This window comes from Pseudoalteromonas lipolytica (assembly GCF_900116435.1).
GTDB lineage: Bacteria > Pseudomonadota > Gammaproteobacteria > Enterobacterales > Alteromonadaceae > Pseudoalteromonas > Pseudoalteromonas lipolytica.
This window is the reverse complement of sequence record NZ_FPAZ01000017.1, coordinates 1-21,314: the sequence shown is the minus strand read 5'-3', so window position 1 is coordinate 21,314 and position 21,314 is coordinate 1. Positions and strand designations below refer to the sequence as shown.

Sequence of the window (21,314 nt, the reverse complement as noted above, 5' to 3'; positions counted from 1 at the left end):
GGGCAAGATCGTACTTTTGTTAAATTACTCTGATATCTGATCGATTTAATTCGTTATATTTATCATCATTAGTGTGATCAAATAGTTTTTTTGATGACACGAGTTAATTATGAGTTTTCTAAGCCATTTTTCAGAAGTTACCGATCCCCGCACGCAAATTAATGTTCAACATGACTTTATTGATGTGATATTTCTGACTGTGAGTGCAGTCCTTTCTGGAGCAGAGGGTTGGAGCGATATAGAAGTGTTTGGTCGAGATAAACTTGATTGGTTGCGCCAATACCGTCCCTTTGAAAACGGCATTCCTGTTGACGATACCATTGCCCGAATTGTCCGAGTAATATGCCCTGAACAATTAAATAAAGCCTTTATGAATTGGGTGAATGAAGTGCGTGTTGAAACGGGTAAGCCTCAAATTGCCATCGACGGTAAGACACTTCGTCATTCCTACGATGGCGATAAGCAAACGGCATTACATAGCATTACCGCCTGGAGCAAAGATGCAGGTTTAGTGCTTGCGCAACTGAAGTCATCGGGCAAGAAAAATGAGAATGCTTCGGTATTGGATCTACTCGACACGCTTAATATTAAAGGCGCTCTTATCAGTGCAGATGCCATGAACTCTCAGAAAAAGATAGTCGAGAAAATCTGCTCGGAGAACGCAGATTATGTGCTCTGCATCAAAAACAACCACAAACAACTACGCGATGAAATTGCCGCCTATTTCCATAAGGTAGAGAGGGATAATCCCGCTTGGATTGCCTGTAATGAACAGACTGATTCTGGCCATGGACGAATTGAAGTACGCCGGTGCCAGCAACTAAGAATCAGTGAGTGGATAAGTGAAGCACAGCACTGGAAAGGTATACGCAGTGTTATCAAAATAGAGCGAGAGCGCCACCTTAAAGACAAAGAGGTGAGCACTGAAACGCAATATTACATCAGTTCACTGGATATTGACCCCGCTGCGGTCAACCAGGCTATCCGAGCACACTGGGAAGTCGAAAATAAAGTCCACTGGGTGTTAGACGTGACGTTTAAAGAAGATGATAGCCGAATACGCAAAGAGGACGGAGCGGAAAATGTCGGAGTGATTAGGCGATTTTGTTTGAATATGGCTCGTTTACACCCCAAGAAAGCCAGCATGAGAAGCAAACTCAAAATGGCTGGCTGGGCCGATGAATTCAGAGCAGAGCTTATTTTTGGGTAAAAGTATGCGGTTGCCCTGAACCAAACAGTGCATTAATGGCTAAATGCAGTGAACCATCGCCACCAATAACAACAGCCTGATTAACGTGCTTTGCAAGATTCGCAATTGCTTTATGGTCACTTTCAAAGTGTCCCGTGGTAAAGAAAAGTTGCGGCTCAATGTGCCGTAATGTGCATTCGTTTAATAACCATTCAACACTTTGCTTAGTATTTTTTTTGTCACTTGGCTTTATTATTATTAACATCAACTGCCACTTCATCTTCTTAGCAAAAAACCTCTTTTTATTCAAATTAAATTAATCTGAATAAATACTCAATTTAAAACTTTAAAAACGCATAAAACAAAGTTTCAAAAGCTAAAAACCCCTACAAACAAGGACATTAGAGCGCATTTCTTTAGCATAACTATTCAAAAAACAATGAGACACGTAACTTAACTCACCGTTAACAAGGCGCATTCAGATAAGAAAAAGTTATCCGACAGACTCAAATTTTATCGTTTTATTTTTGTTCACTTTGCCTGCAAAATACCCATGTTTTCAACCAAACACAATCTGGAGCAAAGTAATGAACCCAATTAACACTTTAAATCAAAATGCTGCAACTCATGTTGCCGTAAAACCAACTAACCGCAAAGCAAAAATGTTGGCAAAACTTAATCGCTACGGCAAAAAGCTAGCGCTTGGCGGTGCAGTACAATATAAGTAATCCCCAACCATGGTTACTTTTTAGGTGCAGCAAACACCCAACCACTAACGAAGCATCTTCTTTAGCTCCTCGTTTGCTGCTCCCCTCTTTTTAAAAGCACTAAAACAGCAAAAATTTAAAGCTTTTTACAAAAAACACCGTCTTTACGCTCAAAAAACAAGCAAACGAACTTTTTCCTATTTACACAACCGATTCAGCTAAGTATTATTCTCGCAACACTTTGTGGAGAGATGGCAGAGTGGTCGAATGCACCGGTCTTGAAAACCGGCAGGGGTTTGTAGCCCCTCTAGGGTTCAAATCCCTATCTCTCCACCACTTATTTTTATTTGTTGATAATTATCAGCAAGTTACAATCTGAATTATGCGTTGGAGAGGTGGCCGAGTGGCCGAAGGCGCTCCCCTGCTAAGGGAGTATAGGGTTTGTAGCTCTATCGAGGGTTCGAATCCCTCCTTCTCCACCATTTTATTATTAAAAACCGCTTTTTAGCGGTTTTTTTATGCTTGCAATATCTAAACAAAAATGACCTTGTCGAAATTGACCTTATAAGCCTCAAGAACTTTCCTTATAAAGCATGGTGATGAAAACGCACTTAACATGCCCTATTAATTTATACTGAATCAGTGAAACTCACATATAGCGAAAGTTTTAACTGAGAGTGACTCAATTAATCCTCGCTAAAATATGCGGCGTTGTTTGATTTTTGATGTAACGTTAACTATAAGTTTACTCTTGAAATCAAGGAGTAGATCAGAAATGAGAATTCGCCTTAGTTTAACTTTTCTATTAATTTTAGCAGGATGTAAAGGAGAGGGGGATTCTGAAATAATTACCCCAACAATAAGCAGCCTTTCAAGTGAAGGTCAGTCTGTAACCTCTTTTAACCTCGATTCATCCAACAGGGCGGGATGGTGGTCTCCGATCACTAGTTATAATGAAAACCTTTACATAGCTTACAATGCATCTGGGGAGCAAAGCAAAAAGTGTTCAGATAATAGTACGCACTACCTCGCCCTTGCGTCTAAAGACAAAAGTGGCAACTGGAACTATATCCTTGCAAACTCAACAGAAGGTTATTGGTATTCTTGTGATGACATTGGCCACAAGCAACCAACAATAGCAATGGATGGTGATGGAACAATACATGTTTGGGCCGGAATGCATAATGAGGGTAATGGATGTTGCTATTTTTTAGGAGATTCGGGTTTGAACTCGTTAGAGCAGAGTTTTATGTTTCAAAACAAAGGCTCTTTTACTTATCCTATTGCAAAAAGCACTCCTGAAGGAGATATTTATCTTATAATTAGAAACCTGCCTAAAATAAAACAACAATCTGAATATGAAAAGTACTCAGGTTCCGGAGACCTTTACCATTGGAATAACACGTCCAAAACATGGCGTTTAATCGCTAAGTTTGCAGCAAATACAAAAGAAGAAAATGGATTGAACGCACCAGTCTACCCGAATGATCTGTTTGTTGATACCAACGGCAATGTGCATATTTTATGGGAATGGTCTTCTTTTTCACCAAGCGCTAGGCGATATCAAGGTAGTTATGCAGTTTACAATCCAAATGAAAATTCTTTTATAACCTCAGCTGGTAACTTGCTAACACCTCCAGTTAGCCTATCTACATTAGAAATATACCCAGAAATCAGTTATGAAAACTCAAACCCAAAACAAGATAAAGGAACGTATATACAAACCTCAAAGCTTGTATTTGATAATACTTATTGTTCACCTTGTATTATATATCGTAAGTTTAGCAGTAAGGATGAAAAAATACTTATGACTCGTTGGTCTGAAGGACAATGGAGTGATGCAGAGACCATTTACTCTGATATTAGTGGCTCATTTGCTACACTTGACGCAGTAATCGATGAATCAAAAATAAGTGTTTTTTATGCAAAAAAAGGAGAAGGCGTCATTGTCAGTGAAAGAGACTTTTCAGATAACACATGGGGCAGAAATCTGTTTTTAGCTAGTAATGCACTTGATATTAGGTTGGCAGCCCATCAAACAGCTGATAATACCTATTTATATATAAGTGAAATACAGTCAAACAGCAAAGCAACCCTTTCTATTTTGCCGCTCGCTAGAGAACTCGAATGAGTAAATTGACAAAAAAGATTTTAGCCACAGTAATTTTAGCTAGTTTTAGCAGCCAAGCAACTGTCTATAAATGCATGATAAAGGGTGTTGCCACTTTCTCAGAGCAACCCTGTGGAAAAGACGCCACTATCATAAAAATCAACCTTCCCCCTAAACAACTCACCGATAATACAAAAAAACAGCCTGAGCTAAGCGTTGATGACTACCTACAAGTCCAAGAAATCGATCGCAAAATTCAACAACTAGAATTAGAACGTAAAAACCTAAAGCAACAACAGCGCGAACGAATAGAAAAACTTAAGTTAATGACTCAAGATGCGGCGAACAGATTAGGTGCAGATTCGATTAACGATGCAATAAGTAAACAAAGTAAGCGCATAAATTCATACTATGAAAACCAACTTACGCAATTTGAACAACAGATAAAACAATTAGAAGAGCGTAAAAAGCAACTGAAAGGCACACAAACCCCCTAATTTTCCTAAACTGGTCAGGCATGATATAACAATTGAGACGGGTTAATTAAGGGAGCGAGGGTAATGCACATACACACAATCGAAGGTTATATTCAAAATATTTACTTAGTTGAATATCCCGACAAACTAATGCTACTCGATGGGTGTTGCCGCGCTGATGTCGACACCGTATTTAACTATATTACCGAACAACTCAACCGCCCTCTGACAGATTTAAAACTGATTGTTGTGACTCATATGCACCCCGATCATGCCGGTGGCGCCCATGCCCTAAGAAAACTAAGCGGTGCAAAAATTGCGACATCTAATGCACCGGGGCAATGGTATAAAGGCCTCGATGGTATTTTAATGCACTTGACCGATATCGCTCTTGCATGGTGGGTTGCAGGTCGGCTAAACAAAGAAAGACGCAATCTTTGGTATAGCCGATATCTAGATGCCGACTATTACTTAGCAACCGACTCTACCCTGCCGGATTTTGATGACTGGCAAGCACTGCATACGCCAGGTCATACCGACCGCGATATTAGCTTGTACCATATTCCCACAGAGCGAATTTACATTGCCGACTTACTCGTAAAAGTGAAAGGGCAGCTTATGCCACCCTTTCCTGTGTTTTATCCTAAACTGTATTTAAACTCTTTATTAATGCTAAAAGCCCTTAAACCTCAACGCATTATGTTTGCGCACAGTAATGAAATGCATATTGATGACATCGATTTCGAACACATTTTAGCGCTGGTACCGAAAAAGCCGATGACACACTGGCGTTCTGTAAAGGCAAAAGCGCGACAAGCACTTAATCTAAAACGCTTTTCACAGTCTTAATAAAGTCATTTATATCATTGTCGTCATTATAAACATGGGCTGAGACCCTTAGCCCTAAATGACGTTCATCAACAGCGATATTAGCCTCATGCAACGCCGCTTTAACCGCCTGTTGTTGACGACCAAAATGCATGATTGCCGTGCCGGAGCATTTATCTGCTGCACTTGGCGAACGCATATATTCACTCAGCTCAGCATGCAACGTAGCAAGCATTGCTAAGTTATGGGCGCGTACTTTATCAATGCCTAAATCGGCAAAGTAGCGAATACTATGCGCAGCTAAAATACACGGTGCGACTGATGGCGTTCCTCCCCAAAAACGCAGTGCCGTATGATGATAAGTAAAATGCTTGATATCAAACTCAAATGGATTTTGATGAGAGAACCAACCAACATCTTTTGGCTGACACAATGCAAGTTGATGACGATTGACCCACAAATAAGCAGCACCTGGGCCACCGCACAACCACTTAACACTCGAGCCAAGCATAAAATCGGGGTCAAGTGCTGTTAAATCCACCTCTAAAATACCTGCCGACTGAGCGATATCTATCAGGCTTAGCGTATTGGATTGCTTTGCAATTTGAATGATTTCAGCAATCGGAGCTTGCTGGCCAGTATTTGAATACACATGACTCACAAACACTAAATCGAACGCTTGCTTAGCCAAATATGATTGCCAAACCTGAGCATCGGTTAAATCCTCATCAGCGCCAATAAACACAATTTCAGCGCATGCAGGGAGCGCTTTTTGCATCGCAAATCCCATGCTAGGAAAATCACTTTCTGCCATTAATACTGTGCAGTTTGTCTGTTGCAAACGCGGATGCGACATCACTAACTTTGTTAAGCCACTCGATAAATTCACTTGTGGGCAAAATAGCTCTGCATCCGAATTAAACAGCCGCGCTAAGCTTGATGTAAATGCCTCAACGCCGTGTAACCATTGCTGCCAAGGCTCTTTATTTTCATTTTGCCAAGCGGCAAAAAAATGCTCATGAAAATACGGCTCTGCCGATTTTAAAGCGCGGCCCACAGAATGATTTAATAAATAGCTTCCTGGGGCGAGTATAAAGTCATGTTTACGCATTACTTAATCCACTGTTTTAGCTTAGTTAAATCATCGTAGCGAGTGCGGATATCGTCGCGTTTTGCTGCGGCTCGGCGATCACGTAATTGCTCAAGAGAGTTAAGCAACACATGTAACGGTGGCCCACTCGCCGTGACTTTATCCATATGTTGTTGCTGCATTTTTTGTGATGGCTGTGCAATGTACTTACTCACGAGTTGATTATGATGACCGATTGCTGTGTCACCATGCAATTTACAAACTTGAATAAATAACTTTAAGTTTGTTTGCAGCCATTCACTATCTCGTTCAGTTTCTGCGGCTAAAAAGTCATCCATGATACTCGTCATCCGCATGCTTTCACGCAATATTTGCTGATCTTCTGGCATCATGTATAAAAATTTATCCACCAGCATTTGCGAATAGCTTGGCTCGTTAGCAAAACAAAGTCCAAGCAACATATCAATCACATTAATGCCTGCAAAATCACCGGCATTTGCACCACGATAAACCTCTTTCCCTACGCGATAGGGTTTGTAATAAGGGCGCACACAGTAAAAGAAACGATCAGTATCGAGTTTGTTATACAGCGCATTATTTGACTCGATGACATCCAGTAATGCATGTTTGGCTACAGCCAATAAATCAGCGGCAATTGGGTGCGAAATTCCTAATGGTTGAATTTTTAGTAACGCATCTGCCGCACGTTTGTAAGCCAAAATTCCTTTGGTGTTGTAATCAACAAAGACTTTTTCATCTTCAAGATTTGTAAAGCGCTTATAAAGACCATCAACCGCTTTATTGTGGGTGGTTAAATGAGCAGTCGCAAAGCGTGGTGTAACACCAATGGATGCGCCAATGTGCATAGCAAGTGCCGACGCATCAACCAAGGGAGAAGTGGTTTCGCGTGAGGGTTCAGTAATTTCATGGCGACGACATGCAGCCATAAATAAGCCAACATTGCCTAATAAATCAAAGGCATTATCAAAGCCTTCGTCGGTATTGCCTTCTGCTAATAAGGCACGAATATGCTCATTCCCTTCCTGCTCTAACTGGTGTTTAAGGTGTTCGCCAACGCCTTCTACATTCGCTTTATCGTCTTGTTGCCAATATAGTTTTTCTAGTTCGCTATTGATCTCAACAAATCGGGTACGCAGCCAGCTATCAAATGCCTTGGTGTTCTCAGTCACAGGCTTACTCCAAAATAAATATATTGCGATAATGTTAACAGAGTTCACTGAGTGCTAATCGCTAAAATATAAGCTAGAATTTGCGATAATTAGTGAAAATCACTCAAATAGAAATGAAACTAGACAAAAAAGACCAACAATTACTCAACGCACTACAAGATAATGCACGTACATCTGTGTCTGAGCTTGCTCAATCAGTCAGCCTCTCTGACACTCCTTGCCTGCGCCGAATTAAGAAGCTTGAATCAAGTAATGTGATTAGTGGTTATCATGCTGCAATTAACCCCAAAGCGGTTGACTTAAATGTCTCTGTTTATGCGTTTGTACGCTTAAATCAAAACTCGGTTGCTGCTGCGGAGCAGTTTGAACAGCAAGTGGAAAAGCTTGAACACGTACTGGAATGCTCGGTTATTTCAGGCAGCTATGATTATTTATTAAAAATAATTGCCGCTGACTTAGAAAGCTACGAAAGTTTTGTAAAACATAAATTAGGCAGTATCAATTGTATTGCCAATATCGAATCGACGGTGGTATTAAAGCAAGCATTCACTAAACGCCATTTACCTTTAGCGTGACGCTGCGTACTTGCAATACGACAATAACGCGATAAGCTGAATACTTAAAAGGACTCTTATACAATGAAATTCATCAACTTAGTTGCCTTTATTCTCATTCTTTTTGGACTCGGCAGCCCCCCATTACAGGCACAGCAAGAAACGTGTTTAACCCAACTGGAAGATGAAAATCTCATGATGAAAAGTAAGCGGGAAGGGCTTTTCAGAGAACCTCTTCCTCGCTCACACAGCACCTTTAGTTATAACACCGAGCAAGCGTATAGTGACTACCTTACAGCTGCTTACCTTGAAATTAGCAGCGAAAATCCCCGCGCAACGCTGCCTTGCCCAGTCTATACAGACACCTATAAGCAACTCGTTGCGCAAGGATCACGCCCTGCAAATGCAACAGTAGCAGATTTAATCAGCCCCTTTGAGTTAACACAAAAACAGAGCCGTAAGGCAGTGCTATTAATCCATGGCTTAACCGACTCACCTTTTACCTACCATGATCTAGCTCAAGTGTATTATCAACAAGGTTACACGGTACGTACCCTGTTATTACCAGGGCACGGTACAGCACCAGGAGCACTCAAAGAGATTAATGCCAACGACTGGAACAAGGCGAGCACTTACGCTATTGAGCGCACGTTAAAAGATTTTGATCAGGTCATTTTAGGGGGGTATTCAACAGGTGCAGCAATGATCATTGATTATTTAACCCAAGGTCCCGTTGATAAACACATTATCGGCGCGATGCTGTTTTCACCCGCGACTGAGCCCCATAATAAAAATGGCTGGCTAGCCAAGTGGGTTGACGCGATACCCTTTATAAACTGGATAGATAAAGATGCCGATCTCGATTTTGCAAAATATGAGTCCTTTCCATTTAATGCCGCATCAGCCAGCTATGAAGCCATGAAGCGCATCAGCTTAGATAAACTAAAACACCGTTCACTACCTGATGTTGCTTTTTTTAGCACCTTTAGCGATGTTGATACCACGATTGATAATCAAGTAACGTTTAAATTATTAGCTAAGCTACACAATCCCAAAACTCATAAAAACAGCCAACTTAATCGTCTTGTTTATTACGGTGATGATAAAAATATACCCAATAGTTTTCCTGCCGATTACCCGATAATTAGCGATGACTGCGACACCGAAGACTGTAAAAATATTCAAGGCATGTCACATATTGGTATCGTTAATAAACCAAGCAATCCACACTATGGCCGCACTGCCCGCTATCGAAATTGTGGCAGTTATTTAGATGACGATACCCTATACAAAGCCTGTAAATATCAGCCTGAAATTGTTATTGGTGAGCGCACAGCAGAGAATTTAGCGAAGTATAAGCCATTTGCAAGACTCACCTTCAATCCATATTTCGATAAGCTCAGCTTGCACATCACAGACTTTATTAAAGACGTTGAAAGAGCCTCTGAACAATGAGCCAATTTAATCACAGTTGGTTTAATCAAATAACGGATATTGATACGACAATTTGGCAGCGTTTTTTTCATGATACCCCCTTTACCGATCATGCTTTTTTAGCTGCGCTTGAGCACAGTGGCTGCGTGAGTAAAAACACAGGTTGGCAACCAATGCACCTGGCAATTTACCAGCAAAAACATATCGTTGCTCTACTACCCGGGTATATAAAGTATCACTCTTACGGTGAATATGTGTTTGACTGGGCATGGGCAGAGGCGTATCAACAACATGGTTTAGATTACTACCCCAAATGGTTATCTGCCGTGCCTTTTACCCCCATTGAAGGTCAAAGACTGAGCATTAACCACCCCAATCCAGACAGTGTTTATAATTATTTAACGCAAGTATTAACAAATACTGCGCACGATAGGCAATGGTCGGGCTGGCATATCAACTTTTGCCACCAGCAACAGGCTGAATCACTAAAAAGCGATGCTGTTATGCTACGTCAAGGCGTCCAGTTTCAATGGTTTAATCAAGCATACTCTCACTTTGATGATTTTTTAGACTCACTGACAGCACGCAAGCGAAAGTCGATAAAAAAAGAGCGTGCCAAAATCACTCAACAACACATAACCATCGAGTGGCGAGAAGGTAACACTATAAGCGCTCAGGACATGCAGCTCTTTAGCCACTTTTATAGCCAAACTTATATTAAACGCTCAGGTCACACAGGTTATTTAAATAATGCGTTTTTTCAACGACTACGAGATACAATGCCCACACAGTTAGTATTGATGCTTGCTAAACAGGCTGATGAAGTTATCGCTGCGACTTTAAGCTTTAAAGATAAACAGTGTCTGTATGGTCGCTACTGGGGCGCCAATGATGAAATCGACAGCCTGCATTTTGAGCTGTGTTATTACCAAGGGATTGAATACTGCATTGCCAATAAGCTAAAACAGTTTCACTCTGGAGCACAAGGTGAGCATAAGATAAGCCGAGGGTTTCAGCCCGTTTACACTTACTCAGTACACCATATTCAACAGCCTGATTTTGCTGCGGCTATCAACGATTTTATCGCCAGAGAGCGCCAACACATGGCACTCTATAAAGCACAGTGCGATACCCTACTGCCGTTTAAACAGCAGTAATTGGTTGTTAGCTGGCATTTGTACATCTTCAACAAACGTTAAGCCTGCCTGCTCTGCAAGTTGGCAAATAGCTTCAAAATCACGTATTGCACTGTTTGCATCTTGTTGCTTTAAAAAGGTATCAAATTCAGCGTTACTGGCACTTGTATAATTGCCTTGGTATTTAAATGGCCCATAAATACATAACTTTCCTTGGTGGGCTAAATGCTTTTCAACCCCTTGAAAGAAACGCTCAACCAGCGGCCAGCTAATAATATGCAGTGTATTGGCGGTATAGATTGCGTTCACGCTATCAACAGGCCAAGCATACTGTAAATCTAGTGACAAAGGGGCATGCAAGTTAGCTAACGATGCTTCCTGATGCCATTGTAAAATACCTAAGTGATTCACCTCACGATCGCTGCATAGCCACTGCAAATGCGTTAAATGCTTGGCAAAGTGCACACTATGTTGCCCTGTACCTGAGCCAATTTCGAGTACATTTTCTACATCGGCAAAAAAGTCTTTTAATACGTGAAGAATGGGTGATTTGTTATTTTCACAGGCTTGAGAGAATGGTTTTTCCATACCAGTTTTTGCACCATGTTTGGTAATTAATGCACAACAGTAAAGCAAAAATCCACAATAATGTCGCGCTCTATTGCATTAAAAATAATTTAAATTCATTTAATTCAAAGGATTATATTTTATAAACATGATTGGTATAGCTTATGCAAATTCAGTAATGAGCAAACCAATAGGAGCAATATAATGTATATCTCACCTTACACTGCTGTCGATGCAGCCATTGCCGCGAGCGAGCGTGCAGAAAGCGAAAAAGCCGCCTTAACAAGTTGTGATGACAGAGCAACCGTGATTGATCTTCTTTCTCAATGCAATAAAGAAAATGTACAGGCGCCGAAAAAACATGAAACAGACCAGATTTTTATTCTTGGTTATAATTAAACCTCTGCAGTTAATCTATTCAGTCTTAACACCGTTATATAAGACTTGCACTAAAACCGATTAGCTGTAATGATAATAGTTATCATTACAGCTAATCGGTTTTCTTATGTACTCTCACAATGCTATGCTCAATTATCAGCGGCAAATGAAATGTGTTTGTCAAAGACCGGGGCTTCATGCTCCAGCGTTGGTTGCGGGCTATATTGAAGCGGGATTAAACATCGCACGCTATTACGAAAAACATCAAAGCTTTATTTTACAAGAATTGTATTTAAGGCGTACGTTTCATGAACTACTTGAGAAAATGTGCGATTCTCTAGTTCACAATGCTATTCGTAAGCAATGTTTAGCTCAACTCTACAAACCGCAGCTCGCGTTAAAGCGTTACTACAAAACTCATAACTGTATTGAAAAATATTTTTGCTTAGAGCGAGAAGCCTGCGTTCTAAGTCAAGAGTTTAACCCTATTTAGGAGTGTTTATGAGCAAATTTAGAACCGAATCAGATAGTATGGGTGAGCTACACGTTCCCGTAAATGCCTTGTATCAAGCTCAAACTCAACGTGCTATCAACAACTTTAAAATTAGCGGCTTGACCATGCCAAAGCAATTTATTACTGCCCTTGCCTACATTAAGCAAGCAGCGGCGCAGAGTAATGCAGCGCTAGGACATTTGAGCCAAGTAAAAGCGAATGCGATTGAACAAGCCTGCCAAGCCATCATTGATGGTAAGCACTTTTCGCAGTTTCCTGTCGATGTATTCCAAACCGGCTCCGGCACCAGCTCGAACATGAATGCTAACGAGGTTATTGCCACACTGGCAACGACCCTTGCTAATGAGCCAGTACACCCGAATGATGACGTCAACATGGGGCAAAGTTCTAATGATGTGATCCCCACTGCAATTGCCGTCAGCAGTGCAATTAATATTATTTACGAGTTATTTCCTAAACTAGACAAGCTGAGCCAACGCTTACAGAGTAAACAAGCTGAAGTGGGTCATATTATTAAAACGGGGCGTACTCACCTAATGGATGCAATGCCCGTCAGTTTTGCGCAAACACTCTCAGCATGGCAATGCCAAATCGATAACGCAATGACAGGCATACGCCAATCACTTGAGCGTGTTTGCGAGCTGGCTCAAGGAGGCACCGCGGTTGGTACTGGTATCAATGCAGACCCTGCATTTTCTGCTACTTTTTGCCAACACCTAAGCGAAAACGTAGGTATCCGTTTCAGTCCAAGTAAAAACTTTTTTTACAACATTGGCTCACAAGATGCCATTGTTTCATTATCTGGACAGCTCAAGGTCTTAGCTGTGGCGCAAATGAAAATAGCCAATGACTTACGCTGGATGAACTCAGGTCCGCTTGCTGGTCTAGGTGAAATTGAATTAGAAGCTTTACAGCCCGGTTCATCGATCATGCCTGGTAAAGTGAATCCTGTGATCCCAGAAGCTGCCGCCATGGTCAGTGCGCAAGTCATTGGTAACGATGCTACCATTACAGTAGCAGGTCAGGCCGGTAATTTTGAGCTTAACGTGATGTTACCCGTGATTGCATTAAACATACTGCAAAGCATTGAGCTGTTGGCAAATAGTAGTGAGGCACTTGCCGATAAAGCCATTGCCAGTTTCAGTGTTAATCAAGACAATGTTGATAAAGCATTAGCTAAAAACCCTATTTTAGTCACCGCACTTAATCCGGTGATCGGCTATACGAAAGCCGCTAAAATTGCCAAACTGGCCTATCAAGAAGGTCGCCCTATTATTGATGTTGCCGCTGAGCATACTGACATTTCACGCGAAGAATTGAATACATTGCTCGACCCAGCAAAGCTTACAAAAGGTGGCTTATAGCAATTAAACCTGTACACAATGTAGCTCTGTAATGACAGAGCTACTTACTGAAAGACAACGTTTTTATTGCCCCTCTGAGTGCAAAGTGTATGATGGTGAGTACTTATTCAACGATTTATAGGTCCATTATGCGCTTTTCACTTTTAGCTGTATTATTTCCCGCGCTACTTACCGCGTGCTCTGATGCAGCAACAACCAAACAAACCGAATTACAAGCAACAACCAGTAAACTTGAAAATGCACCTCAAGCAGTTGAAATCAGCAAGTCGGCACCCGAAAAAACAACAATTACTGCTGCCCATCAACAGCTCAAACAACTCATTCAAGACCCAAGCTGCGATAACAGTAGCCAGTGTAAAGTACTTCCTGTTGGTAGCCGTGCATGCGGTGGCCCAAGCAGCTATGTTGTGTATTCAACTAAAACAGCCAATAGCAGTGAAGTTGAGAAAATAGCTCAAAAAATCACGAGCCTTGAAAGCCAATACAATGCAGCCAATGACGTTATGAGTATTTGTCAGCATCTAACGGCACCAGGCACACAGTGTTCTGCAAATACTTGTGTTAAAATCGATGGCTCAGCGGCAAGTGTATACTAAGGAATAAGCAATAATGGTTCGTTCATCGACTTTCAATAAACTTTTCATCACCACAACGATGTTGGCAGCGCTTGCATTAACAGGCTGTGAGAGCACCTCTGTTGGCGGCTCTACAGGTGTTGATTTAAGTGATTTAAATGAACAACTGGACGAGATCGTAAGTAACAATAGTTGCAGTGCAAGCTTCCAGTGTAAGGTGTTAGAAGTAGGTGAGCGCGCATGTGGTGGCCCAAGCCGCTATGTGGTTTATTCAACGCTAAACACCCCACAAGAGCAGGCCGAGCAGCTGGCTGAGCAGATCACTTCATTAGAAAAAGATTCAGAACAACCGTTAAGTGTTAACGACTGCTCGCCAGTTTTGCCTGTACAATCTTTGTGTATTTCAGAGCAATGCCAAGCAATCGAAATTAAGTAAATAATGTCATAAGGCCGGATACAATCACCACACTGATGATACACACTCCGGCCTTATAGATGTAGTGCACATGCATCGTGTTGTGCACCCAGTAAGCATAAATGTAACGCACAAAGTAACTTGCGGCGGTGCCAAATAATGCAAAAATAACTAAATACGCAATTAAAATAATATCCACAACACGCCACTTCTTTAAAACATCTCCCCCTCAGTGTAAGGGCTTAATGTCACAAAGGCAAAACTACACCCCTTATTTACGTTGGCTGTGGGCAATCAATAGCTCTGCAACTCGCTGCTTTACCGCACGTTTATCATCTGCATCAACACCAAAACGCGCAGCTAACAGAGCAATTTCTTCGTCATTTAAATTAAACGATAAGCGTTGTCTGGTTTTTTTAGACTTAACGTCGAGCTCAAGAATTTTCCGAATCATATCTGATGGGGTCAGTTCTTGATCAATTGCTTGCTTTTTAATTGATTTTTGTACTTCACTGCTTAGATCAAACGCCATTTGCGTGGCACGAACCGCTTGCTCCTGACGCTGCCATTTTGCTTTTGCATCACTCACTTGGCATCCCCAGGAAATAAATCAACAATATCACTAATCGGGCGTGTTAGCGTGAGTGATACCTCGGTTTCACCACCTTCCCAAATTTCTATGTTCAAGCCATAACTCTCGTCATCCGAGCTTAAACAAATCATTTCGCATGGTTCACCGCCTTCATCTTCGTAGCGAGGTAATGGTTTATTGCGATAATCTTTATTATGGAAATAACATACATAAGGCGCTTCAGTTTGCTTGTAGCTCTTAGCTAAAAAGTGGCTAAAACGTTCAGGGGTGTTTTGCACGCTAATTGTGGTTAACTCATCTTCATCGAAGATACGTGCAAACTCATCAAGCGTAAATATTTCGTCTACATCATCGCGTTGAATTTTAATCGCGAAGTTTGCCCATTGCTCACCATCATCAGATTCAATTTGCAAGAACACCACTTGGCCCGATTCACTCTCAAGAACGAGCTCATACTCAGCACTGCGTTGGTACTGATACGTTTGTACATCAATAACACGTAATGTCTGCCCCTTTAACCAGTTTGGATAAGCAAACGAATCAATCACGCTCAGCATATCACCTACTTGTAATTGGCTAGGTTCAGTTAATTGGCGCTCTGGGGCTTTTTTAGATTTGAAAAAGTTAAACATTGGCTGACTCCTTGTTGAAGCAAAAAAGGTAACCCTGTGCATGGGTTACCTTTTGTCTTTCCGCTAATAAAATTAGCTGTTTTGCTTAGCTTTAATGCGCGCCAAAATGTCTGCACTTTTAGGGCTAGTATCACCAATACCCGCTTCAGCCATTTTCGCTTTTAAATCATCGCCATTCGTATCCGCTTCTAACTGCTTAGCTGCGCCAAGCTGATCTTGACGGTCTTGTTGGCGCTGTTTAATGCGCTCTAACGACTCACGCGCTGATGTCATTGATGAGCTGTTTGTATTCAGTGTGCTGTTTACTGCCATCGTTGCTTGTTGCACGCTTTCAGTTGTCTTAACCATCGTTAATTGACGTTGGTTCTCTTTAATCGACTTTTCAGCTTCTTTTACTTGCTGTTTTAGTGTCACAATATGATTACTAAAACCGGCTAACACGCCTTCATGCTCTGCTTTTTCTGTTTCAAAGTCACCGATTTTCTCAGCAATCTCAAGCGCTAATGCTTCATTGCCTTTTTCAAGCGCTTGGCCTGCATAGGCTTCATGTTCAGCAATAGAGGCATCTAACGCACTAATTTTGCGCTTTGTTTGCATCTCTTTTGCCATCACTTCTGTTAGGCTTTTTTTAGCACGTTGTAACGCGTTTTGTGCATCAGCAATTTCTTGTTCGAAGATACGGATACCGTTTGCATCAACAATCGCTTGCCCTGCTTCACGAGCGCCACCACGTACAGCTGTAAATAGTTTCTTTAAAATACTCATAATCTTAACTCCGCAAATTGCTAATTAATCGTTTAAATAAATCGTCACGGCTTCAAGTGCATCAATCGCATTATCAGCGAGTGTTACCAGCTCATGGGTAATATCATCAAACGATGAATTAACCGACAGTGCACCAAAAATAGCGTACTTATCATCAATCTTTGCAAATGCGCTTAATGGAATAGGCACGTTCAAACGTAATAAGGTTTCGTTTAACTCATCACGCATATCTGCTTTTACTTCGTCCTCTGCAAACAAGTAGCTAATACACAGTAGCTGCTCCTCGGTTTGCGTAACAAAGATAGGTAACTCATCATTCCCATCGACGATAACTTGCAATACATCTTGTTCGCCTGGGTTGGCAATCAAGAAAGACTCAAAGCTCACACCTTCTGTTTCAAAAGAAGCCAGTTTGATTGATAGTTCATTTAATTCCATGTCTCACCTTTTTACGTTTTGACATATTATGTCTGAGTTAAGATTTGCATAGCCGACATATTATGTCAACTATAAAATATCAATTTTTGTACAATTCGGTTTCAACTTGCCACGCTTGACGATAATAATCATACAGAGTTCCAGAACCTAATCTATTGACTTCAATTGTATTTACTTGTTCAAAATAATGATTCGGAAAAACAAAAGATGCCAATAAATACTCTTTACTTACCCAGCGAGAAGGTACTGGTAATTTGTCTGTTTCGCGAATTCGGCTACTCGCAGGCTTGCCTGTGGTGGTAGCAATAGTCCATCCCCATTGGCCAAATGAAGGGATATTTTGCTGGTATTGCTCTACGTAATTAAAACCGGCAGCCCTGACTGTTTTGGCAATGCTTAAGAACGCCTTTTTGGCGTGATAAGGAGACGTTGACTGCACTGCCATTGCACCATCTGGGGCTAATAACTGACGAACATGATTATAGAAATAATCACTGTACAATTTGTTTAAGTCAGGATGATTGGGGTCTGGTAAGTCAATTAAAATGGTGTCAAAACGCTCTCCTTTCGCAAGCATAGCTTCAACTTCCAAAAAGGCATCTGCAATACGGATTTGTGCTCGAGGATCGCTCATCGAGTGATTATTCAGCTCAATTAAGCGTTTTCTGATAGTCTCTGGCGCATCATAGTCGCCCACATCATTACCAAATAAGTTTAACAGCTGACCATCTAAGTCAACCAAGGTGACATGCTTTACTGGCCACTTCAAAACATCGCGAAGCGCCAACCCATCACCGCCGCCTATAATTAACACACGGTCATGGCGATTTGAAGCTAGCATCGCAGGATACACCAGCATCGAATGATAAATTTGCTCATCAACGCTTGAAAATTGCAAACGACCATTGAGGTATAAATCTGTGATCGCAGTTGGCTGATTGCGACTCAAACGCTCGGTTAACACCAAGTGCTGATACTTAGTTGCTTGCGAGTAGATAACTTTATCTTTATATAAAACGTTACTAAGATTTTTCATCCAGCTCGTACCAAGCACTAACACAAAAGCGAAAAATACTAATAGCAACACGTGACACATTAATAACACCTTCGCAAAACGCACGTGTTGATGGTAACGCCATAAAAAGATCAGCCCGGCAATAATATTAAACAATGCCGTCCAAGCAGCAGCCTGCATGATTGGCATTGCAAGCATAATACTCACCCAAATTGCAGCACCGACCCCAGCGCCAATATAATCAGCACCGTAAATTGTACCCGCGTTATTCTCTAAAAAGCGGCCATAAACTTGCTGACGAATACGTGCTATTAACGGGATTTCCATACCGATTAAAAGCCCAAGCAACAGACCAAACACATAAGGTAAAAAACGCGACCACTCTTGTAGCTTTTCAAATACATAGCCATCCAGTACGGTATCTGCTGGTAAGTTAAAGATGCTAGAGAAGAGATGAGGCAATGAATAACTAACAGCTATCACACTGGCAATTGCTAAAATACAACCCATACCGACTAAAGCAATGATACTTTCAAGCCATGCAAATGCAGTAAATGCGTCTTTAAACCAACGTGCTAAAAATGCCCCGATCCCCATTGCCACGATCATTGTGCCTATCATGGCATAAATGGCGCTCTCAACAGAGCCAAGAACACGCCCAGCATAATGCGATAGTAGATATTCATAAATTAGGCCGCACCCAGCGAGTACGGCCATCACAGTAATTAATAAAAAATCATGACCAAGTAGAGAGGCTCTACTTGGCGAAGCCGCTGTATGAGACACTTAATTAAGCACCTAACAACGTGGCCATGGTAGAGCCTATAGCAAATGATACCGCAGCAGAAATTGCCGCTACACCGACATTCTTCTGGCGATTAACTTCATCAGAAATATCACACCCTGCTAAAATGATTTTAATCGTTAGTAAGTGCAATAAAATAAAGGCTACGATACTTAGCGCGGCACTCAATGCCCAATACCCTAAGCTTGCTCCAATATTATCCGCAGCGTACGGGGCTATGCCTGATGCTGCTGTAAGCGCTAATGCACTGCCCACTAAGAAGCCTGCATAACGAATTCCCACTGCTAAGTTACCGTCAATCACCGCTTGCTGTAAGCAATCACCACTGCGATTTGTACGTTTGAACAGCTGAACTCGGTATTGGCTCACCAACAACATGGCGATACTGCCAATCACAAATGCGGCTATTACTATCGGAAGACCATGCCACCCCTCAGTAGCAACCCAAAATAAAGCTGAACGAATAACAATGGCAACACTAACAACATGTCCAAAATCAATAAGTGCAGCTGTTGCATTACCTTTGACGATTTCGTCATGCAAACTCACTTTACGCAGCGCCACTTTATCTTGGAAGAAATGACCAAGCTTAATGAGCGCAATCGCCATTACACCATAGCCCACCATTTGTAGTGCTTCTTGTTGTAAACTGACTGCAAATGCACCACTGCTCACACCGCTAAGTACAATGGCTAACGCAACAAGCCCTGCTGCAAAACTAATACCAAACGCAAAATTGTCACGTTCCGTAATCTCATCATTGGCATGTAGATTAGATACCCAGCCTTTAATAAACTTTAAGCTTACAAATAAGGCGATAATGATTGCAAAGTCGATTGCTAAAGCTTGCAATGACCACGTTGTTATTCCATTAAATTCATACATGTGTTGTAACTCCGATGGTTATTCTTTTCACTACTTACCGCGGCTAATGCCACGTGATGTTCTGCTCGAGCTGTTGCGTAATGACCCGGAGCTTTTACTGTAACTACTACTAGAAGCATAGCTACTACGTGTGCGTGGCGGCGTATAGCTGCTACGGCTTAACCCTGATGCACCGCTTCGCTTGGTTGCATACGGGCTAGTGAATTGTTTACCTTGACGTTGATAAGACTGGCGTGTTCGTGTCTCAACAGTTTGTTGTGCCTTAATTTGTTTAGGGCTCGAATAACGATAACGGCCATAGTCATTGTAATAGCTGTATTTTCTGTTGCGGCTCCAACGACCATATTCAACACGATCAAACACATCACCGAGCATGCGATACATGCCATACCAAACCCAAAAGCTAGTGCCGCTACTATTGGTTTGCCATTGGCCGTAATTAGGGTTGCCAACAAGCTGATTTCCTACGCTTTCACCTTCTGCAGCCTCACTAATTGCCCCAACACGCGCAAGCGCACCGTTTGACATATCGGCGAGCATATTTATTGGGTCAGTTAAAGCGTCTTGGAATAAAGACGGTTTTGCGGCGTCACGAATTAAATCAAGTTGATGAAGGGTGTCTTCATAAGGCGGAATTAAGCTCGTTGCTTTGACATCCGCTAAACGCTGTTTAAGCCCACTGTAAATAGCACCTTCTCGGGTTGCATCAAGGCTAATAACACGCGCAATTTCAGAAAGTTGTGGTTGCTGCTCCGTGAGGACCTTTGCATACTGTTTAAGTAAAGTCGCATTACGAAGAGAGCCATTATCAAGCGCAGTACCCAACTGATTTAACTCTACTTCAGCTTTTTCTATGGATTGTTGTATTGTTTGTTTCAGCTGCTCTTCCTTCGACTCACAGCCCATAAGCAAGCTTACCAAACAAAACAGGCTAATAAGTTTCCAAGCTTTTATTTGAGACATTCATGTCACCTGATTGTGGTTAAAAACCCGATTAGTTTTACATAGCTCAGGTACTAAACCAAGATGAAAATTGCAACAAAGGGTAAATAGGGTACTAATTCGTCAGGCAGCTTGCCAAGTGAAGACTCATTATTAATAGATGAGAATGAATGCTTGATAAAGTGGGCCTATTTTAAAGATTTGAGCCCACTACTCTATTCACTTTTGATTTGTACATCGTGATTAAACATCTGATTATAAAGCGTAGGAACGGCTTTAGCAGTGAATATCAGTGATTAGGTGTGAAGGGCATATCAGACTCTTTCGGCACTCAAGTGCCACCTACGCGCTAATTTGGTTAGCGTAAAGTGAAGTAGCCAATTTTAGAGCCTTCAACCTTGTCATCATGATTAAACAACATGGAAAGCGTGATTGAACATCGTGATTACAAAGCGTAGGAACGGCTTTAGCCGTGAATGTCTCTGGTTATGTGTGAAGAGCATATCAGACACTTTCGGCACTCAAGTGCCTTATATGGACTCCTCCTATTGCACAATACCCTTCGTTAATTTTGTTAGACTGCGTACTTATACCATTCCGCATAAAGATTAAATCAACTTTATCCATTCCCGATTACATATCTTCATCACTCGCTCCGGTATTGAAATAAAGTGATTCCATGCTTTTGAAACTTCATCAACAATTTCGTCATA

General features: G+C 41.5%; 24 protein-coding genes and 2 tRNA genes. 14 read left to right on the top strand and 12 right to left on the bottom strand.

Annotated features, from left to right (window positions below; translation table 11 throughout):
* The first annotated feature begins 109 nt into the window (after window positions 1–109).
* Window positions 110–1,210, top strand: coding sequence for an ISAs1 family transposase (locus BM378_RS16320; RefSeq protein ID WP_074989609.1), 1,101 nt, complete (start codon window positions 110–112; stop codon window positions 1,208–1,210).
* Here BM378_RS16320 and BM378_RS16315 read toward each other — a convergent pair.
* On the bottom strand, window positions 1,197–1,454 hold the full coding sequence (locus BM378_RS16315) for a diacylglycerol kinase family protein (RefSeq protein ID WP_143104599.1): 258 nt from the start codon (window positions 1,452–1,454) through the stop codon (window positions 1,197–1,199). The two genes, BM378_RS16320 and BM378_RS16315, sit on opposite strands and share 14 nt — an antisense overlap.
* Before the next feature lie 322 nt (window positions 1,455–1,776).
* On the opposite strand from BM378_RS16315, the gene BM378_RS20465 reads away from it, so the two are divergent.
* The 6 genes from BM378_RS20465 to BM378_RS16290 all read left to right on the top strand — a co-directional run bounded on the left by BM378_RS20465 (window position 1,777) and on the right by BM378_RS16290 (window position 5,331).
* Window positions 1,777–1,917 carry a hypothetical protein gene (locus BM378_RS20465; protein ID WP_162898013.1) on the top strand — a complete coding sequence of 47 codons (141 nt, stop codon included), beginning with the start codon at window positions 1,777–1,779 and terminating at the stop codon, window positions 1,915–1,917.
* Window positions 1,918–2,141: 224 nt separating this feature from the next.
* A tRNA-Ser gene (locus BM378_RS16310) sits at window positions 2,142–2,232 on the top strand.
* 53 nt (window positions 2,233–2,285) lie between these two features.
* Window positions 2,286–2,378: transfer RNA gene (locus tag BM378_RS16305), tRNA-Ser, on the top strand.
* A gap of 293 nt (window positions 2,379–2,671) precedes the next feature.
* A complete protein-coding gene (locus tag BM378_RS16300) occupies window positions 2,672–4,027 on the top strand; it encodes a BNR-4 repeat-containing protein (RefSeq protein WP_036974351.1) in 1,356 nt (451 codons plus the stop codon).
* Window positions 4,024–4,503 (top strand): DUF4124 domain-containing protein, encoded by a 480-nt coding sequence (locus BM378_RS16295; RefSeq protein ID WP_051501981.1) that lies wholly within the window; start codon window positions 4,024–4,026, stop codon window positions 4,501–4,503. Before BM378_RS16300 ends, BM378_RS16295 begins: the two co-directional genes overlap by 4 nt.
* A gap of 63 nt (window positions 4,504–4,566) precedes the next feature.
* On the top strand, window positions 4,567–5,331 hold the full coding sequence (locus BM378_RS16290) for an MBL fold metallo-hydrolase (protein WP_036974349.1): 765 nt from the start codon (window positions 4,567–4,569) through the stop codon (window positions 5,329–5,331).
* Here BM378_RS16290 and BM378_RS16285 read toward each other — a convergent pair.
* Window positions 5,303–6,421: an aminotransferase class V-fold PLP-dependent enzyme gene (locus BM378_RS16285; protein ID WP_036974347.1), complete on the bottom strand. Its 1,119-nt coding sequence runs from the start codon at window positions 6,419–6,421 to the stop codon at window positions 5,303–5,305. The genes BM378_RS16290 and BM378_RS16285 overlap by 29 nt on opposite strands.
* Window positions 6,421–7,590, bottom strand: coding sequence for a PrnB family protein (locus BM378_RS16280; protein ID WP_036974345.1), 1,170 nt, complete (start codon window positions 7,588–7,590; stop codon window positions 6,421–6,423). The genes BM378_RS16285 and BM378_RS16280 overlap by 1 nt, the downstream gene beginning before the upstream one ends.
* A 113-nt stretch (window positions 7,591–7,703) precedes the next feature.
* Here BM378_RS16280 and BM378_RS16275 point away from each other — a divergent pair, with 113 nt between their 5' ends.
* The 3 genes from BM378_RS16275 to BM378_RS16265 all read left to right on the top strand — a co-directional run bounded on the left by BM378_RS16275 (window position 7,704) and on the right by BM378_RS16265 (window position 10,735).
* Window positions 7,704–8,165 (top strand): Lrp/AsnC family transcriptional regulator, encoded by a 462-nt coding sequence (locus tag BM378_RS16275; RefSeq protein ID WP_036974343.1) that lies wholly within the window; start codon window positions 7,704–7,706, stop codon window positions 8,163–8,165.
* Between the two features lie 63 nt (window positions 8,166–8,228).
* Window positions 8,229–9,599, top strand: a complete 1,371-nt coding sequence (locus BM378_RS16270) for an alpha/beta hydrolase (protein WP_074989607.1) — start codon at window positions 8,229–8,231, stop codon at window positions 9,597–9,599.
* A complete protein-coding gene (locus BM378_RS16265; RefSeq protein WP_074989606.1) occupies window positions 9,596–10,735 on the top strand; it encodes a GNAT family N-acetyltransferase in 1,140 nt (379 codons plus the stop codon). Before BM378_RS16270 ends, BM378_RS16265 begins: the two co-directional genes overlap by 4 nt.
* Here the strand turns inward: BM378_RS16265 and BM378_RS16260 are convergent.
* Window positions 10,712–11,302 carry a DUF938 domain-containing protein gene (locus BM378_RS16260; RefSeq protein ID WP_074989605.1) on the bottom strand — a complete coding sequence of 197 codons (591 nt, stop codon included), beginning with the start codon at window positions 11,300–11,302 and terminating at the stop codon, window positions 10,712–10,714. The two genes, BM378_RS16265 and BM378_RS16260, sit on opposite strands and share 24 nt — an antisense overlap.
* 183 nt (window positions 11,303–11,485) lie before the next feature.
* Here BM378_RS16260 and BM378_RS16255 point away from each other — a divergent pair, with 183 nt between their 5' ends.
* From BM378_RS16255 to BM378_RS16235, 4 genes are all read left to right on the top strand, one after another.
* Entirely contained in the window at window positions 11,486–11,680 is a 195-nt protein-coding gene (locus tag BM378_RS16255; RefSeq protein ID WP_036974335.1) for a hypothetical protein, read from the top strand.
* 480 nt (window positions 11,681–12,160) lie between these two features.
* On the top strand, window positions 12,161–13,537 hold the full coding sequence (locus BM378_RS16245) for a class II fumarate hydratase (protein ID WP_074989604.1): 1,377 nt from the start codon (window positions 12,161–12,163) through the stop codon (window positions 13,535–13,537).
* A gap of 128 nt (window positions 13,538–13,665) precedes the next feature.
* Entirely contained in the window at window positions 13,666–14,133 is a 468-nt protein-coding gene (locus tag BM378_RS16240) for a hypothetical protein (protein WP_036974330.1), read from the top strand.
* Window positions 14,134–14,146: 13 nt separating this feature from the next.
* Window positions 14,147–14,548 carry a hypothetical protein gene (locus BM378_RS16235; RefSeq protein ID WP_036974328.1) on the top strand — a complete coding sequence of 134 codons (402 nt, stop codon included), beginning with the start codon at window positions 14,147–14,149 and terminating at the stop codon, window positions 14,546–14,548.
* Here the strand turns inward: BM378_RS16235 and BM378_RS16230 are convergent.
* The 8 genes from BM378_RS16230 to BM378_RS16195 form a co-directional block, all read right to left on the bottom strand.
* On the bottom strand, window positions 14,541–14,726 hold the full coding sequence (locus BM378_RS16230; RefSeq protein WP_036974327.1) for a hypothetical protein: 186 nt from the start codon (window positions 14,724–14,726) through the stop codon (window positions 14,541–14,543). The two genes, BM378_RS16235 and BM378_RS16230, sit on opposite strands and share 8 nt — an antisense overlap.
* 72 nt (window positions 14,727–14,798) lie before the next feature.
* A complete protein-coding gene (locus tag BM378_RS16225; protein WP_036974326.1) occupies window positions 14,799–15,116 on the bottom strand; it encodes a hypothetical protein in 318 nt (105 codons plus the stop codon).
* Window positions 15,113–15,751 carry a hypothetical protein gene (locus BM378_RS16220; RefSeq protein WP_036974324.1) on the bottom strand — a complete coding sequence of 213 codons (639 nt, stop codon included), beginning with the start codon at window positions 15,749–15,751 and terminating at the stop codon, window positions 15,113–15,115. The genes BM378_RS16225 and BM378_RS16220 overlap by 4 nt, the downstream gene beginning before the upstream one ends.
* A gap of 72 nt (window positions 15,752–15,823) precedes the next feature.
* A complete protein-coding gene (locus BM378_RS16215) occupies window positions 15,824–16,516 on the bottom strand; it encodes a PspA/IM30 family protein (protein ID WP_074989603.1) in 693 nt (230 codons plus the stop codon).
* Window positions 16,517–16,540: 24 nt separating this feature from the next.
* A complete protein-coding gene (locus BM378_RS16210) occupies window positions 16,541–16,954 on the bottom strand; it encodes a YjfI family protein (protein WP_036974320.1) in 414 nt (137 codons plus the stop codon).
* 79 nt (window positions 16,955–17,033) lie between these two features.
* Window positions 17,034–18,755, bottom strand: coding sequence for a polyamine aminopropyltransferase (locus BM378_RS16205; RefSeq protein WP_036974318.1), 1,722 nt, complete (start codon window positions 18,753–18,755; stop codon window positions 17,034–17,036).
* 4 nt (window positions 18,756–18,759) lie between these two features.
* Entirely contained in the window at window positions 18,760–19,659 is a 900-nt protein-coding gene (locus tag BM378_RS16200; RefSeq protein WP_036974315.1) for a DUF350 domain-containing protein, read from the bottom strand.
* A 30-nt stretch (window positions 19,660–19,689) separates the two neighbouring features.
* Window positions 19,690–20,622, bottom strand: a complete 933-nt coding sequence (locus BM378_RS16195) for a hypothetical protein (RefSeq protein WP_036974313.1) — start codon at window positions 20,620–20,622, stop codon at window positions 19,690–19,692.
* Between the last annotated feature and the right edge of the window lie 692 nt (window positions 20,623–21,314).